This window comes from Bradyrhizobium sp. 187, from assembly GCF_023101005.1.
GTDB lineage: Bacteria > Pseudomonadota > Alphaproteobacteria > Rhizobiales > Xanthobacteraceae > Bradyrhizobium > Bradyrhizobium canariense_D.
The window spans coordinates 5,253,365-5,267,142 of sequence record NZ_CP064693.1 but is presented as its reverse complement, the minus strand read 5'-3'; the positions used below and the strand labels follow the sequence as shown (position 1 = coordinate 5,267,142).

The following is a 13,778-nucleotide window of genomic DNA, read 5'->3' as shown; positions in this document are numbered from 1 at the left end:
CTTTGCATCGCGAAGCAAAATAGCCGGCCTCCGCCATCCTCCGCTGCCGCTTCGGCCTGTCGGGTTCTGGCCCGGTCCGCCCGCCGTCAGAGGATCGCCACGAAGGCCGCGAAGGGCGCGGCCGATCCGACAAAGGACCTCCTCCATGACCGACCACGACGACATCGAACCGCCGCACGCAACATCTTCGACCGACCACGTCCTCACCGAATTACAGCTCTTCGGCTACCGTCCCTTCGACGACCAGCCCGATCCAAGGCCGCTCCCCGAGGGCAAGATGATCGTCGGAGCCGTGGTCGATATCTTTGACGCCCTTGTCGCGACCCTGAACGACACGCGGCTTGAGCCGGACCTTGACGATCTGCTCTGGTCGACTGTCAACCTGTTCCATCGTGCCCTCGACCGCATCGAACGGCAGCTCGATAACAACGAACAGGCGCAGCATAAGAGCCAGCGCGAGCAGAATGGCTCGGAAGTGCGATCGGTCGAACTCGAGCGCCTGACGGCCGAAGGCATAACGCTGATCGAGCGCCGCAACTGCCTGGAGCTCTTCCGCGACCAGGCCATCGAACAATTTGAGGTCCACACCGGTTCAGCCTGGCGCCCACGATCGGGATCATTGGTCAATCACCGAACGCTCACCGCGGCAATGATCGACTCCCGCGACTTCATCGCCGCCAAGCGTCGTTCCGAGACCGAGGTCATGTTGCCACCAGGACCGAAAATTGCACTCACCGGTGGGCTCGACTTCAATGACCACAACCTCATCTGGGACCGCCTCGACAAGGTTCACGCCAAGCACCCCGACATGGTCCTCCTCCATGGGGGCTCCCCGAAAGGCGCCGAACTGATCGCCTCCAAATGGGCGACCACCCGCAAGGTACCTCAGATCGCCTTCAAGCCCGACTGGACGAAGCACGCCAAGGCAGCGCCCTTCAAGCGCAACGATGTTATGCTCGAACTCCTGCCGATCGGCGTCATGCATTTCCCGGGCACGGGAATTCAGGACAATCTCGCCGACAAGGCGAAGCGGCTCGGCATTCCCGTCTGGAAGTTCGGCGGCGCATGAGTGCCGTCGCCTCGAAGGCGCCAAGGTGGAGTTGCACGCCGCAACTCCGCCTCGTTTCGTTTTTACATTCAAAACTGCGCCGTGGTGGTGGTGGAAGGCGCGATTGATAAATGCATGCACATGGAGCCACCACCATGCTTGGCATTGGGCTTGTTCTCAACGCAGTCAGTATCGGTTTGTTTTGCTGGGCGATCTTTGCGCTCGCGGTGTACGCTTTGCCGTTTTTCGTCGCACTCAGTATCGGGACTTTGGCATTTCGCGATGGCGCGGGCGCCTTCGGCGCACTGCTTATTGGAGTTGCTTCGGGCGCGCTGACGCTTGCCGCTGGTCGGGTCGCCGTTGCCTTTAGTCGGTCCTTGGCGCGTCGCCATCGCAACCGTATTCGCGGTCCCTGCGGCAATCGCCGGCTATCATGTGGTGTTCGCCCTATCGCAGATCGGTGTGCCGTCGTCGGCTCGGCGCCACGTCTTCGCTTGTTTGGGCGCCGCTTGCATCAGCGGCACGGCATCGGCGCGTTTGACTGTTTTCGCGAAGACCCGCCCGTCGAAGTCGGACGGGGTGCTGGAGAATACGGCTCGCCCAGTTCTTCCAGCAGCGACGCACGAGTGATGAGGCTTCGTCGCCATCATCGGCAGAGCAAGACCGCACAGGGCACCACGTTGAACGAGGGGCGTCGAGCTTGAGCGAGAGGTAACCGCACTTCTCGTCAGAGCGCTCTAAGCAAGCCGTAGCAATCTCTGTCTGATCCACATAGTTGCGTGGAGCGGCGCGCCGCGCTCGATCATTCGTTCCGAGACGATACCGCCCTTTGCGGCAGATTGTTTCTCTTTGTGCGGCGAACCGTACCGACCTCTTGTTCTGCACAATCGAGATTCGCCAAATCTTCTCCCAAGGTTGCGGTTCAGCACGCGGACGCACGTGGCCTCTTTGATGGCTTGATCTGGCCGAAGACCGGCTGCGCCTCGATCGTCTGAGCCGCAACGCCGTTGATGCGACTTTCTTCCCCTGGGCTTACGCCCATTCCTCGCGAGGCAAGAAAGTCGCAACAACGGCGTCCTCCGCTGCGCTCCGGCCCGCGAGCGGGTGCGTCGCCGATCGTCCTCGGCCTCTAGATCGCCATCGAGGTCGCGGTGGTCGCGGGCTCGAAACACAACAGGAGAAGTGACACATGGCTAACATCGGTTCTTTCAAGAAGGTCGGCAACGACTTCCAGGGCGAGATCGTCACCCTGAGTCTGCAAGCCAAGGGCGTCCGTATCGTCGCCGAGACCAACCGATCCAACGACAACGCTCCCAGCCACCGCATCTACGTGGGCCGGGCCGAGATCGGCGCAGCTTGGTCGAAGCGCTCCGAAGAGGGCCGCGATTACCTCTCGCTCAAGCTCGATGATCCCTCGTTCAACGCGCCGATCTACGCCAACCTGTTCGATGATGAAGGCGGCGAGGGCTACACCTTGCTCTGGTCGCGGCCCCGCAAGAGCGGCGAGTAGACGCTCCGCCAAGCCCCGTCCGGTCCGCCGGGCGGGGTGTGGGCGCCTGTTCGAGGCCTCACGCACGGCCGCCGATCCAGCAAGCCGGATCGGGGGCCGTGACGCGTGTCCGTGTCGGGCGCTCCCTGGCTACCGGCCCGGCTCGCGGAAGTTCATGATCGAACTTTGGACACCTTCTCCTCAAGCAGATCTGCAGGCCGGACCCCTAGAGCTTGGGCAATCTGCCAGATCGTTAGCAATGTAGCGTTCTGCAACCCTCGCTCCATGCTACTCACGAAGGCTCGATCGACGCCCATGCGTTCCGCCACCGCCTCTTGGCTCAAGCCAAGGGCTAGTCGAAATCGACGCGCGTTCGCTCCGAAAACCTTGCGGATATCCATCCGCAGGATAGGAAGCAATCGCGTACCGTTTCATCATGCTGATAACGACGTTCCTGGTTGCTGCCGCCCTTGTCACGACAATCTTTCTGGAGCCGCTTCCGCTCTACATCTGGAATGCATCGACGAGCGTACCTATCGGTCTCTATCGCTTGCGATCGGCAAAACTCTTTCGTGTCACAGAGCTGGTCGCCATTCATCCGCCGGAACCACTTGCGACCTTTCTAGACCTGAACGGCTATCTGCCGGTCGGCGTCCCCATGCTCAAGCGGGTCTTGGCGCTGCCGGGGCAGACGGTCTGCAGAAGCGGTCTCACTATTTCCGTGAATGAAATTGAAGTCGGCCAGGCCCGGGATCGTGACGGACGCGGCCGGCCGCTGCCGAAATGGCAGGGCTGCCGAGTCGTCGGGGAGGGCGAGCTCTTTCTCATGAATTGGCAGTCGGATGACTCCCTTGACGGCCGATATTTTGGATTTCTTCCGGCGTCGGGCGTGATCGGCCGTGCCCTCCCGGTGTGGACGTGGGAGGAGTGATCGTGCGTGTTCTACGTTTCCGTTCTGCCATTCCTCTGTTCGATCAAGTGCAGGACCATTCCTCCGTCCCGACTAAAGCTTGCAAAGCCGACGCGCGCAGCGGCGGTCCAGCGCGGCCGAAAGGCCGGCGCGAAGCGGCTTTACCCTGGACGGGCGCGAGCACGCCGGCACTCTTGCATTTTTTCGAGAGGAGCCTGTGCGCTGCCGTGCCGCTGTTCGTGGCACTGACTGTGAGTAACGCTGCTGCTGTCGCCGAGACGCGACCGGCAGAGCTCACAGCGAGTTATCGAACTGGCAATTCATTTGCGGATTTCGTTGAAGCGGCCTCGCGTCGCTTTGGCATGCCGGTGCGCTGGATACTGGCAGTCATAGACGTCGAGAGCGCCGGAGACATGCGCGCCAAATCACCCAAGGGCGCCATGGGGTTGATGCAGATCATGCCAGAAACCTGGGCGGAGCTACGTCTGCGGTACGACCTCGGCAACGATCCTTACGATCCCCATGACAACATACTTGCAGGTACGGCGTACCTGCGCGAACTGCGCGACCGTTACGGTGCGCCGGGCTTGTTTGCAGCCTACAACGCGGGGCCTGCTCGTTACGATGAGCGTCTCGCCGGCCGCCCATTGCCAGTAGAGACGGAAGCCTATTTGCGGAAGCTCGCGCCAGTCATCGGCAGCGACCTTACTACTTCCAGCGCAGTCGCTCGTCTGCGGTCATCCGCTGGAGAACTCTTCGTTGTGCGGCCTGAAAGCCCAATGAGCGCTGCCAGGCGTCCACCGAAACGGGCTCCGACGGCTGCCTCGATTCACGACGGCTCGGCCATTGTGCCACAAGCAACAGGGTTGTTTGTTGCGAGATCTGGCGCGGGAGGCGCGCAATGATGGAACGCGCAAGCTCGCATGCGTTGGCGTGCTCTGGAGAAGAACGGGCGGAATGGGGAGAGCGGTGGGCAAGCACGACAGCAGGACGGCTCTTCAAATCGGCTTCGAGAAACCGGTGCACGACGATAGCCGCCGTGTGGCCGAATCCGGAGCCTGGTGCAACGACTTAGGCCTTCGTTGCCACACAGGAGAGCTCCGCTGAAGCTATACGTTGGGTCGGATGTCGGTCTTGAAGAAACTAGTCTTTGCATCGTCGATGGCGAGGGTCTCACCGTCCATGAGCTCAAGGTGAGCACCGAGCCAGCGGCGATCCGCTCCGCAGTAGAGGGCTACGCGGATCGCCTCGAGCGAGTGGGCGTCGAGGCGTCATCCCTTGGTATCTGGCTGTATCGTGAACTTCAGCCGGCCCGGCTTCCAATCATTGTTGTTGAAGCGCGCCGCATGCGCGTTTCATTGTCGACAATGAGGAACAAGACCGACCGGAACGACGCGCGGGGTATCGCGCAGATGATGCGACTGGGTTGGTACCGCGCCGTTCATGTCAAGAACATCGACATGCAGAAGATGCGCACCTTGTTCACCAGCCGGAAGCTGTTGAAGCGCAAACTGATCGATCTCGAAAACTACATTCGTGGTGCGCTGCGGGCCTATGGATTGCTCGTCGGAGCCGTCGCTCGAGGGGCCTACGAAGCACGCGTCCGCGAGCTGATCGAGCACAGCGATCCGATCTTTGTGATGACCATCGAGGCCATGCTGGACATGCGTCGCGTCATCCTCGAGGGCTACGATCGGCTACATCGTGTGCTGTTGCAAGTGGTCCAGCATGACCCCGTCTGCCGGCGTTTGATGACGGTTCCCGGCGTCGGTCCCGTCGCGGCTCTGTCGTTCAAAGTCGGCGTCGACGACCCCCATCGCATTGCGCGATCACGAACGGTCGGCGCCCATTTTGGTCTAACGCCGAGGCGGCACCAGTCCGGCACGTCGATCGACTTTGAAGGGCGCATCAGCAAACAGGGCGACGTTGCCGTCCGAGAGGCGCTTTGCGAGGCAGCCGCAAGCCTGCTGCTGCGGGTCAGAAAATGGTCGGCCCTGCGAGCGTGGGGCCCGCGGATCGCCAAACGGTCCAGCATGTTGTGCGCGATCACCGCGGTGGCGCGCAAGCTCGCAAGCATTCTGCACCGGATGTGGGTCAGCGAGACCGACTTCCACGTCGGGTTTGGCGCAAAGATCACGCAGCGGCTGCGGTTGAAACCGGCGCAGTAGCCGCGGTGCAGGTGACGATAGATTGGCGCTGGGTCTGCGCCCGGCATGTTGAGGAGGAACGTAACTACAGATCCGCGCGCGCGGTGAGCGTCCCCTGGCGGGCCGCGAAACGGGAAATGTCCGCTATCGCTTGCCTGCTGCCGCCCTTCGGGGACGAGAGCGCCGGACTGCTTGGACATCCCTGTTTACGAACCTGATGAAGAGCATGCGACGGCCGAAGTGCTGAACGCGAAGGAACGCACGGACCCCGCCTGGTGAATGCAAGTGGCGTACGCGGCTGCGGTGAAGTTGCGCGTTGTTGGTGCAGGGAGTCGGTAATGACTGAAGTTCGAAGAGTCGAAGAAAAGCGTAGGAATGAGTTGACTCTGCCCGCCCGATTAGGAAGGCGAGATAAAAGGGGCTCGCCGGTCGAACCGCAAGCCATTGACATGGCTTGGGTCCTGGCGTGCCGGTCGGTCGGAGCGCGTGCCGCGCGTTGGATTTTGGCGAATGCAATCAAAGGCGTTTTCGGCACTGTGTGCGCTTTTGTTCGTTGGGAGGCCCTGCCATGAGCGTGGGCGACAGCGATTTACGTATTCGGCCTGGGCGTATCCGGAGTACCCGCTCGCCGAAGCCCAAGAGCTTTATCAACCAGGTGCTACGTGCCGCGACGAAAGCCGGTCACACCTCAGGACAGGCCGCGGCTGGCAGGCGTTCTGTGGCCTATGGGCGCTCCACGTTTGGCCGCGGGCGCCTCGCCTTTAGCCGCGCCAGATTGTTCAGCCCGGCACGACGCGTTGTGGCGAAGGCGCGTGTTGTCCAGCACAAGGGCCGAGCCTTCCGTTCAGCGCCACTGACCGCCCATCTTTCGTATCTCAAGCGCGACGGCGTGACTCGAAGTGGTGAGCGGGCCGAGATGTTCGATGGGGGCAGCGACCGCGCCAATAGCGCAGCCTTTGCTGACCGGTGCAAGGACGACCGGCATCATTTCAGGTTCATCGTCTCACCAGAGGATGCCGGCGACATGACCGACCTGAAGGCCTTCACCCGCGATCTCGCGAAGCAGATGGAGACCGATCTCGGTACGCGGCTCGATTGGGTGGCCGTCGATCACTGGAACACGGATAACCCTCACGTCCATCTTCTCGTGCGGGGAGTAGATGAGCAAGGGGCAGATCTCGTGATCTCCCGCGACTATATCGGCCAGGGCCTGCGCTCGCGCGCCGAGGAACTGGTCGCCATCGAACTGGGCCCAAAACCCGAGCACGAGATCCGCAATTCACTGGAGAGGGAGGTTTCGGCTGAACGATGGACGCGGCTCGATCGGGAGATCCGGCTGGCGGCCGATGAGACCGGGTATGTCGATCTCCGCCCCGAACATCCCGGTAGCTCCGATCCTGAAATCAGACGCCTGATGGTCGGCCGCCTGCAGCATCTGGAGAAGATGCGCCTTGCCGTATCCGCCGCACCAGGCGAATGGATGGTCGGCCTCGAGGCCGAGCGCAGCTTGCGCGACCTCGGCATGCGCGGCGACATCATCAAGACCATGCACCGCGCCTTTACCGAGCGTGGAGAAGCGCGCGGCATTGCCGACTTTGTCATCGAAGGTGGACAGCCTTCGTCCCAGATCATCGGACGGTTGGTCGATCGGGGATTGCACGATGAGTTGACGGGTGAGGCTTACGCCCTGATCGATGGAACTGACGGACGCGCGCACCACGTCCGCTTCCGAGGGATCGAGGCCTTCGAACAGGCGCCGCCGATCGGCGGCATTGTCGAAGTCCGGCGCTTCGGCCAAACCGGCGATCCGCGCCCCACCTTTGTGCTCGCGACCCGCTCCGATCTCGATCTCAGTGGGCAGATCACCGCAAGAGGAGCAACCTGGCTTGACCACAGGCTGGTCGAACGCGACCCCATGCCGCTCGCCATGGGCGGATTCGGCCGCGAGACCCGCGACGCCGTGGAAGCCCGTACCAAGCATCTGGTTCAGGAAGGTCTGGCGCGCCGGAAGGGCCAACACATCATCTTGCAGCGCGACCTTCTGGACACGTTGCGCCGACGTGAACTGGACGAAGTGGCGGCAAAAGTCTCGACCGACACCGGCCTGCCTTACGTGAAGGCGGCCTACGGGGAGCATGTGGCGGGCACCTATCGGCAGCGCCTGACGCTCTCCTCGGGGCGCTTCGCCACGATTGATAATGGGCTCGGCTTCCAGCTCGTGCCTTGGTCGCGCGAGCTCGAGAAGAGGCTCGGCCAGCACGTCACCGGCGTCGTGAAGGACGACGGTGGCATCGAATGGGGCTTTGGTCGGAAGCGCGACCTCGGCCTCTAGCATTCTCTCCACTGCAGTTGCGCAAAGGACTTTCGCGATGTCTGGAACCAAGATCCTCTGGGGACAGGTGATCGTTGTCGGCCTGATCGTCTTGCTGGCCATCTGGGGCGCGACCGAGTGGACGGCTTGGCGGCTCGCCTGGCAGCCCGAATTGGGACGTCCCTGGTTCGAACTGGCGGCCTTCAAAGTCTACTACCCGCCTGTCTTCTTTTGGTGGTGGTTTGTCTACGACGCCTATGCGCCGCACGTCTTTGTTGAGGGCGCCTTCATCGCGGCGTCGGGGACATTCATTTCGATCGCCGTGGCGATTGGCATGTCGGTCTGGCGGGCGCGCGAAGCCAAGAATGTCGAGACCTATGGCTCGGCGCGCTGGGCTGATGCTGGAGAGGTTCGAGCGGCAGGGCTCCTCGGTCCAGATGGCGTGGTGCTCGGTAAGCTTGACCGCGACTACCTCCGCCATGACGGACCCGAGCACGTATTGTGCTTTGCGCCCACCCGGTCGGGCAAAGGTGTCGGCCTGGTCGTTCCCTCGCTGCTGGCCTGGCCCGGCTCGGCCATCGTTCATGACATCAAGGGCGAGAACTGGCAACTGACCGCCGGCTTTCGCGCGCGGCATGGCCGCGTCCTGCTGTTCGATCCGACGAATCCAAAGTCGTCAGCCTATAATCCGCTTCTCGAGGTCCGTCGTGGGGAGTGGGAGGTTCGCGACGTTCAGAACGTGGCCGATGTCCTGGTCGACCCCGAAGGCTCGCTCGACAAGCGGAACCATTGGGAGAAGACCAGTCATTCGCTCTTGGTCGGCGCCATTCTCCATGTCCTCTATGCCGAGGCGGACAAGACCTTGGCTGGCGTGGCCGCCTTCCTGTCGGACCCGAAGCGGCCGATCGAAGCGACGCTGAAGGCGATGATGACCACGCCACACCTCGGCGAGCATGGCCCCCATCCCGTGGTCGCCTCGACCGCACGTGAACTACTCAACAAATCCGAGAATGAACGCTCCGGCGTCTTGTCCACTGCCATGTCGTTCCTCGGGCTCTACCGGGATCCTGTCGTGGCCCAGGTGACCCGACGTTGCGAGTGGCGGATTGCAGATCTGATCGCTGATAGCCGGCCGACGACGCTTTACCTGGTGGTGCCACCCTCCGACATCTCGCGGACCAAGCCGCTGATCCGCCTGGTGCTGAACCAGATCGGCCGGCGCCTGACCGAGGACTTGCACGGCCGTGAACGGCGGCATCGTGTCCTGATGATGCTGGATGAGTTCCCAGCGCTTGGGCGGCTTGATTTCTTCGAGTCCGCGCTCGCTTTCATGGCGGGGTACGGGATCAAGAGTTTCCTGATCGCGCAGTCGCTCAATCAGATCGAGAAGGCCTATGGGCCCAACAACGCCATCCTCGACAACTGCCACGTCCGGGTCAGCTTTGCGACCAATGACGAGCGGACCGCGAGGCGCGTATCCGATGCGCTTGGTACGGCGACCGAGATGAGGGCGATGAAAAACTATGCCGGACACAGGCTAAACCCGTGGCTCGGGCATCTGATGGTCTCGCGGCAGGAGACGGCGCGCGCGCTTCTGACTCCTGGCGAAGTCATGCAGCTTTCGCCGTCGGACGAGATCGTCATGGTGGCGGGTACGCCGCCGATTCGAGCTCGGAAGGCTCGCTACTATGAAGATCGGCGGTTTACCGAGCGGGTCTTGCCGCCGCCCGATCCAGCCGCATCCGGCCGGTCACCGCGAACGGACGGATGGTCTGCATTGGGAGCGCCCAAGCCGGCGTCGCTTCCAACCGAAAGGGGGCGAGCGGAGGAAGATTCGGCGAATAGCGGCCTTCGTCGCGAGCCCGAACTCCCCGACCACGTCGCGATCGCCAAGGAGACGGCCGAACCGACGCCAGCCGAGGAATTTGCCGTCGTTCTTGACGACGACGAGGACGCGGTCCGCCAGTCCCGGCTTCTCCGTCAGCAAATGCGCGGCGTCGCCCGTCAAGCCGCTATGGACCCGAATGACGGCATGGAGCTCTGAGACACTATGCGCGACCGGATGAACGTGTATTTCCCGCCGGAGCTTCTGAAGCAGGTCTCGGATCTGGCGGATCGCCAGAAGCTCTCGCGGTCTGCGATCGTGGAGGCGGCCGTTGCTTCGTTTCTGTCGCCGGATGGATCGGACAGGCGGGAGGCGGCGTTTACCCGTCGCCTGGATCGGCTGTCGCGTCAGATGCAGAGACTGGAGCGTGACGTTGGTTTGACAGCCGAGACCCTGGCTCTCTTCGTCCGTTTCTGGCTGACGGTTACGCCACCGCTACCGAACGACGCGCAGGCGGCTGCACAGGCAAAAGGCCGGGAGCGGTTTGAAGGATTTGTCGAGGCGCTCGGGCGTCGTTTGCAAAAGGGGCAGAGCTTTCTGCGTGAGATACCGGAAGATATCGTCCGTCAGGAGCCCGCCGGCGGACGACCTGACTGATCGCTCTCAATGCGCCATCGCGCGAACCCTTCTTTTTCTACGCCAGCCTACGACCGCAGCAATTTAGCCGAGCCTATAAAAAGCTGAACGCGCTATCGGCTCGAATGAGTTGATGAGCAAGAAGGCCGGCATGCGAGTTACAAGGACGTGGCGTCTCACCGTGCGCGTATTTCTACCGTTTGCTGCTGGCTACTATCTTTCGTATCTGTTTCGGACGATCAACGCTTTGATCGTGAGTCATCTTAGCTCGGATGCCGGGCTTGGGTCAGCCAACGTCGGAATGCTTACGTCAGTCTATTTCCTGGTCTTCGCGGCGGCTCAGATCCCGGTCAGTATATTGTTGGACCGCTTTGGTCCGCGTCGGGTCCAGAGCGCGCTGTTCTGGTTCGCAGCACTGGGCGCCGGACTGTTCGCCGTATCGACCAGCTTCCTGTCGTTTTTGATCGCGCGTGCGATGATCGGGCTTGGCGTCGCGGGGGCGCTGACGGCAGGACTTAAGTCCATCATCCTTTGGTTCCCCAGGGAGCGAGTTGCCTTGCTCAACGGCTACATGATCATGCTGGGATCACTAGGAGCGGCGACGGCCACAGTTCCCGTCGAGCACCTGCTCGGTTGGATGGGCTGGCGGCAGCTCTTTGAGGTCCTGGCGGCTACGACCGGTGCCACAGCGATCCTCATCTATGTCGTAGTTCCTGAGCAACGCGTTATCCCATCGAAAGCACCAGTCTCCGCCACGCTGGGATCCGTTTTCAGCGACAGGCTTCTGGCGGATAGCCCCGTTGTCGGCGACTTGCGTTGGTTCAGCTTGGTCGCTGCAGGGATTGTGGGCATCACCGTGGCTTGCAGACGTGGAGGGCCTCGATCGCGCAGGCCTCGTCAGACAGCTGTTGATCATGTCGATCGTACTCAGCGGCGGTGCCTGGTTGTTCGGTATGACGATCCATCATGTCAAACGAACAGGCCTCACGGCTGAGACGATATTCGCGATGGTGGCCATGCTATTTATCGCAGCCGAGCTAGCCTTGATCCTGCAAATACCTCTGCCGTCCATCTTGCCCTGGTCGGTTGTCGCAATTGTCGGAACGGCAACCGTGGTCAGCTTTGCCGTGATAGCTGATTATTTTCCGTCGGAGCTTGCCGGCCGTGCCAATGGCGCCTTGAACGTCTTGCACTTTGGTTGGGCATTTCTGGCACAATATGCGACCGGAGTGATCCTGGAGCAATGGTCCACGAACGATGGCCATAGGTCGATCTTGGCTTATCAAGTCGCGTTCAGTCTCAACGTAGCGCTGCAGATCGCGGCGTTGGTTTGGTTCGGGCTACCCTGGATCCAATCCTTTGCTTGCTGGATGAATTCAGTCCCTTCCACCATGCCGGTCAGCGCTTTCGATGTGGTCGAAGCAAGCATTTTCTGCGAGCAATCGGACGGCGAGGTGGAGTGGTGACCCGCGCGACCTAAGCGCCACTCTCCGTCGTGACGAGGCTGTCGAGGCGTCGCTTCGCGCCGGTCGCGATGGATTCTGCCATCGCCTGGGGGAAATCCTTCGGCAGCTTCGCAATCGTTGCGTCGATCTTCGTGCCAGCCGTATCCGCGAGCTCTTCGACGATACCGCGAACCACGCTGTCGGGCAGGCCGCAAGTCTTTGCGGTTTGCACGAAATGTCGGCCGAGAATCGTGTGTACTACGTAGTGGCGACTATTGCCGATCGCCATGGCGAGCTTCATCTGGTTTTGCGTGATCTGCTTGGCATCGAGGCTCGGTTGCGTTGAGATGATGTCGTACAGCGGCGCGAGGACGAATCGTCCGCCGGGCGAGAGGTGGATGCTGAAATTCTTGGCGTGGCCGTCAGTAGCCGCCAGAAGCCAGAAAACGATTTGTGCCTTGAAGAAGGTCGCCTGGTCGGTCGCCGGTGTATCGCTGCCTTTGAGGAGATCAGAGATATTTCGGATGCCCGGGCCGCCGTCCGATTCGTATTTGCGCCCGGGCGGGACGGAAAGCGCCTGACAGCAATCTTCCTGTGGCAGGCGCAGAAGCCGTCCGTCGTGCGCCCATGTGCGGTCGAAGCGCTCAACGGCGAGCACGCGCCGGCCCGCGAAATCAACGATGCGCGACTTGGCGACGGGCAAGTCGAGCGCGGCGACGAGCTTCAGGCAGAGATGCTCGTTTTCAACGCTGTGGGTCAGGTCGACGCCGCTCGGTAACCTGCCGATCTGCGGTTTGATGATGTGCGTGGTGGCGGTCGTGCCGTGCGGCACATGCCACTTGTCCTTCCAGTAGAGAAGGGCGGTTTTTTCCTGGGCTCCAGCCAGAGAGATACGAAACTCCTGATCGGGACCGATGCCGAGCGGATTGTTGGCGAGATTGGCAAGGATCGCCGCGATGTCCTCGTCGCTCGCGACGCGAGCGTCAATCGCGCCCGCCGCTCCGGGTGCCGTTCGATCCGGAAGGAATTGCAGGGCGCCGACACAGTCGCGGCCGATCGCGGAAAGCAGGCTGTAAGCATCGGCTCCGCCGGCATGCGCGCGTTCGGCGACACGCCGACGGATGTCGTCGTTATCGGGAAGCAGGTTATCGAAGACTGCAATGACGGGGTCACCGATATAGCGGTCTTCGCGTAGAGGCATCGATACCGAGACCGGGATGGCGTTCTCCCATCCCAGCCAGGCTTCGTCGTATTGGAAATCGATGGCGCCGCTGCTCTCCCGCCGCAGCCGCCCGACCAGACGAGCGTTCAGGTAGACGTTGAGAGGCGCTCGGATAGGACGGCGTCCCATCAGAACAGATCCTCGATGGCTTTGGCCGACACCTTCGTGCGTGGTCGGAGGACCAGTTCCAGGTCGAGCGCGGCCAGCGCATCCATGAGGATGCGCAGTTGCGTCGCTGGTTCGCCGGCCTCCAGCTTCGAGACAGTCGCTTGGCGCGCGTGCATCTCGTCGCCTAGGCCGCCCTGGGTGAGTTTTTTTTGCCGGCGGTGCCGCTTAATGGCGGCGCCAAGCTGCTGCGGGGTGCGAGCGATCGTATCCATTGGAGCTTGATACGGGAACGCGTATAAGATGTCAATATACGTGAATGCGTATATAAAGAAATATACGATATCGCGTATAGAATGTTAATATACGCACTCGCGTATAGCGCTTTGGCCCGATCACACCGCAGGCGGACGTTGCAGTGATTGGATGAATAGCGCCGGCGCCACGGTCATACTATGAGCGCGTATGATGAGGCCGAGTGGTGAGCAGCAACTCGCAAGCGACCCGATGCGATTGAGTAAGCCTCAAACATCGGTTCTCGGTCTTTCTTTTTCTACGCCAGTCTACGATCACCGAAAGCGCTCGTTGCGCCAAGCCCATTGATGCCTTTTCTAATCATCCCCACCTGAGGGCCCGCTGT

Annotated in this window: 14 protein-coding genes; 10 read left to right on the top strand and 4 right to left on the bottom strand. The window is 61.7% G+C overall.

Annotation, left to right across the window (positions count from 1 at the left end; all coding sequences use genetic code 11):
• Nucleotides 1-145: 145 nt before the first annotated feature.
• Nucleotides 146-1,069, top strand: a complete 924-nt coding sequence (locus IVB19_RS25430; RefSeq protein WP_247299368.1) for a DUF2493 domain-containing protein — start codon at nucleotides 146-148, stop codon at nucleotides 1,067-1,069.
• A gap of 68 nt (nucleotides 1,070-1,137) precedes the next feature.
• Here IVB19_RS25430 and IVB19_RS40470 read toward each other — a convergent pair whose 3' ends face one another.
• A complete protein-coding gene (locus tag IVB19_RS40470) occupies nucleotides 1,138-1,440 on the bottom strand; it encodes a hypothetical protein (RefSeq protein ID WP_346283309.1) in 303 nt (100 codons plus the stop codon).
• 797 nt (nucleotides 1,441-2,237) lie between these two features.
• Here IVB19_RS40470 and IVB19_RS25420 point away from each other — a divergent pair.
• A complete protein-coding gene (locus tag IVB19_RS25420; protein WP_027562526.1) occupies nucleotides 2,238-2,558 on the top strand; it encodes a DUF736 domain-containing protein in 321 nt (106 codons plus the stop codon).
• A 152-nt stretch (nucleotides 2,559-2,710) separates the two neighbouring features.
• On the opposite strand, the gene relB is transcribed toward IVB19_RS25420, so the two are convergent.
• A complete protein-coding gene (relB, locus tag IVB19_RS25415; protein WP_007594546.1) occupies nucleotides 2,711-2,938 on the bottom strand; it encodes a type II toxin-antitoxin system RelB family anti-toxin in 228 nt (75 codons plus the stop codon).
• Nucleotides 2,939-2,973: 35 nt separating this feature from the next.
• Between relB and IVB19_RS25410 the strand changes: the two genes are divergently transcribed.
• From IVB19_RS25410 to IVB19_RS40735, 8 genes are all read left to right on the top strand, one after another.
• Entirely contained in the window at nucleotides 2,974-3,468 is a 495-nt protein-coding gene (locus IVB19_RS25410) for a S26 family signal peptidase (RefSeq protein WP_247820016.1), read from the top strand.
• Nucleotides 3,469-3,674: 206 nt separating this feature from the next.
• Nucleotides 3,675-4,352 carry a lytic transglycosylase domain-containing protein gene (locus tag IVB19_RS25405; RefSeq protein WP_247820015.1) on the top strand — a complete coding sequence of 226 codons (678 nt, stop codon included), beginning with the start codon at nucleotides 3,675-3,677 and terminating at the stop codon, nucleotides 4,350-4,352.
• Between the two features lie 198 nt (nucleotides 4,353-4,550).
• Complete coding sequence (locus IVB19_RS25400; RefSeq protein ID WP_524536763.1) at nucleotides 4,551-5,615, top strand: IS110 family RNA-guided transposase; 1,065 nt, start codon at nucleotides 4,551-4,553, stop codon at nucleotides 5,613-5,615.
• 547 nt (nucleotides 5,616-6,162) lie between these two features.
• The gene (locus tag IVB19_RS25395; RefSeq protein WP_247820013.1) at nucleotides 6,163-7,926 is read left to right on the top strand and encodes a relaxase/mobilization nuclease domain-containing protein; all 1,764 of its coding nucleotides are present in this window, start codon (nucleotides 6,163-6,165) and stop codon (nucleotides 7,924-7,926) included.
• A 37-nt stretch (nucleotides 7,927-7,963) separates the two neighbouring features.
• Nucleotides 7,964-9,949: a conjugal transfer protein TraG gene (locus IVB19_RS25390; protein WP_247820012.1), complete on the top strand. Its 1,986-nt coding sequence runs from the start codon at nucleotides 7,964-7,966 to the stop codon at nucleotides 9,947-9,949.
• A gap of 6 nt (nucleotides 9,950-9,955) precedes the next feature.
• Entirely contained in the window at nucleotides 9,956-10,387 is a 432-nt protein-coding gene (locus tag IVB19_RS25385; protein WP_247820011.1) for a CopG family transcriptional regulator, read from the top strand.
• 112 nt (nucleotides 10,388-10,499) lie between these two features.
• Complete coding sequence (locus IVB19_RS40740) at nucleotides 10,500-11,360, top strand: MFS transporter (protein WP_247820010.1); 861 nt, start codon at nucleotides 10,500-10,502, stop codon at nucleotides 11,358-11,360.
• Between the two features lie 13 nt (nucleotides 11,361-11,373).
• Nucleotides 11,374-11,832, top strand: a complete 459-nt coding sequence (locus tag IVB19_RS40735; RefSeq protein ID WP_247820009.1) for a hypothetical protein — start codon at nucleotides 11,374-11,376, stop codon at nucleotides 11,830-11,832.
• A gap of 10 nt (nucleotides 11,833-11,842) precedes the next feature.
• On the opposite strand, the gene IVB19_RS25370 is transcribed toward IVB19_RS40735, so the two are convergent.
• The gene (locus IVB19_RS25370) at nucleotides 11,843-13,162 is read right to left on the bottom strand and encodes a type II toxin-antitoxin system HipA family toxin (RefSeq protein WP_247820008.1); all 1,320 of its coding nucleotides are present in this window, start codon (nucleotides 13,160-13,162) and stop codon (nucleotides 11,843-11,845) included.
• Nucleotides 13,162-13,413, bottom strand: a complete 252-nt coding sequence (locus IVB19_RS25365) for a helix-turn-helix domain-containing protein (protein WP_247337111.1) — start codon at nucleotides 13,411-13,413, stop codon at nucleotides 13,162-13,164. Before IVB19_RS25365 ends, IVB19_RS25370 begins: the two co-directional genes overlap by 1 nt.
• Nucleotides 13,414-13,778 lie beyond the last annotated feature (365 nt).

What these genes read in the sequence shown, in the direction of transcription:
- IVB19_RS25430 (WP_247299368.1), top strand. Translation starts at nt 146, where the DNA reads ATGACCGACCACGACGACATCGAACCGCCGCACGCAACATCTTCGACC.
- IVB19_RS40470 (WP_346283309.1), bottom strand. Translation starts at nt 1,440, where the DNA reads ATGGCGACGCGCCAAGGACCGACTAAAGGCAACGGCGACCCGACCAGC.
- IVB19_RS25420 (WP_027562526.1), top strand. Translation starts at nt 2,238, where the DNA reads ATGGCTAACATCGGTTCTTTCAAGAAGGTCGGCAACGACTTCCAGGGC.
- relB (WP_007594546.1), bottom strand. Translation starts at nt 2,938, where the DNA reads ATGGATATCCGCAAGGTTTTCGGAGCGAACGCGCGTCGATTTCGACTA.
- IVB19_RS25410 (WP_247820016.1), top strand. Translation starts at nt 2,974, where the DNA reads ATGCTGATAACGACGTTCCTGGTTGCTGCCGCCCTTGTCACGACAATC.
- IVB19_RS25395 (WP_247820013.1), top strand. Translation starts at nt 6,163, where the DNA reads ATGAGCGTGGGCGACAGCGATTTACGTATTCGGCCTGGGCGTATCCGG.
- IVB19_RS25390 (WP_247820012.1), top strand. Translation starts at nt 7,964, where the DNA reads ATGTCTGGAACCAAGATCCTCTGGGGACAGGTGATCGTTGTCGGCCTG.
- IVB19_RS25385 (WP_247820011.1), top strand. Translation starts at nt 9,956, where the DNA reads ATGCGCGACCGGATGAACGTGTATTTCCCGCCGGAGCTTCTGAAGCAG.
- IVB19_RS40740 (WP_247820010.1), top strand. Translation starts at nt 10,500, where the DNA reads ATGAGCAAGAAGGCCGGCATGCGAGTTACAAGGACGTGGCGTCTCACC.
- IVB19_RS40735 (WP_247820009.1), top strand. Translation starts at nt 11,374, where the DNA reads ATGGTGGCCATGCTATTTATCGCAGCCGAGCTAGCCTTGATCCTGCAA.
- IVB19_RS25370 (WP_247820008.1), bottom strand. Translation starts at nt 13,162, where the DNA reads ATGGGACGCCGTCCTATCCGAGCGCCTCTCAACGTCTACCTGAACGCT.
- IVB19_RS25365 (WP_247337111.1), bottom strand. Translation starts at nt 13,413, where the DNA reads ATGGATACGATCGCTCGCACCCCGCAGCAGCTTGGCGCCGCCATTAAG.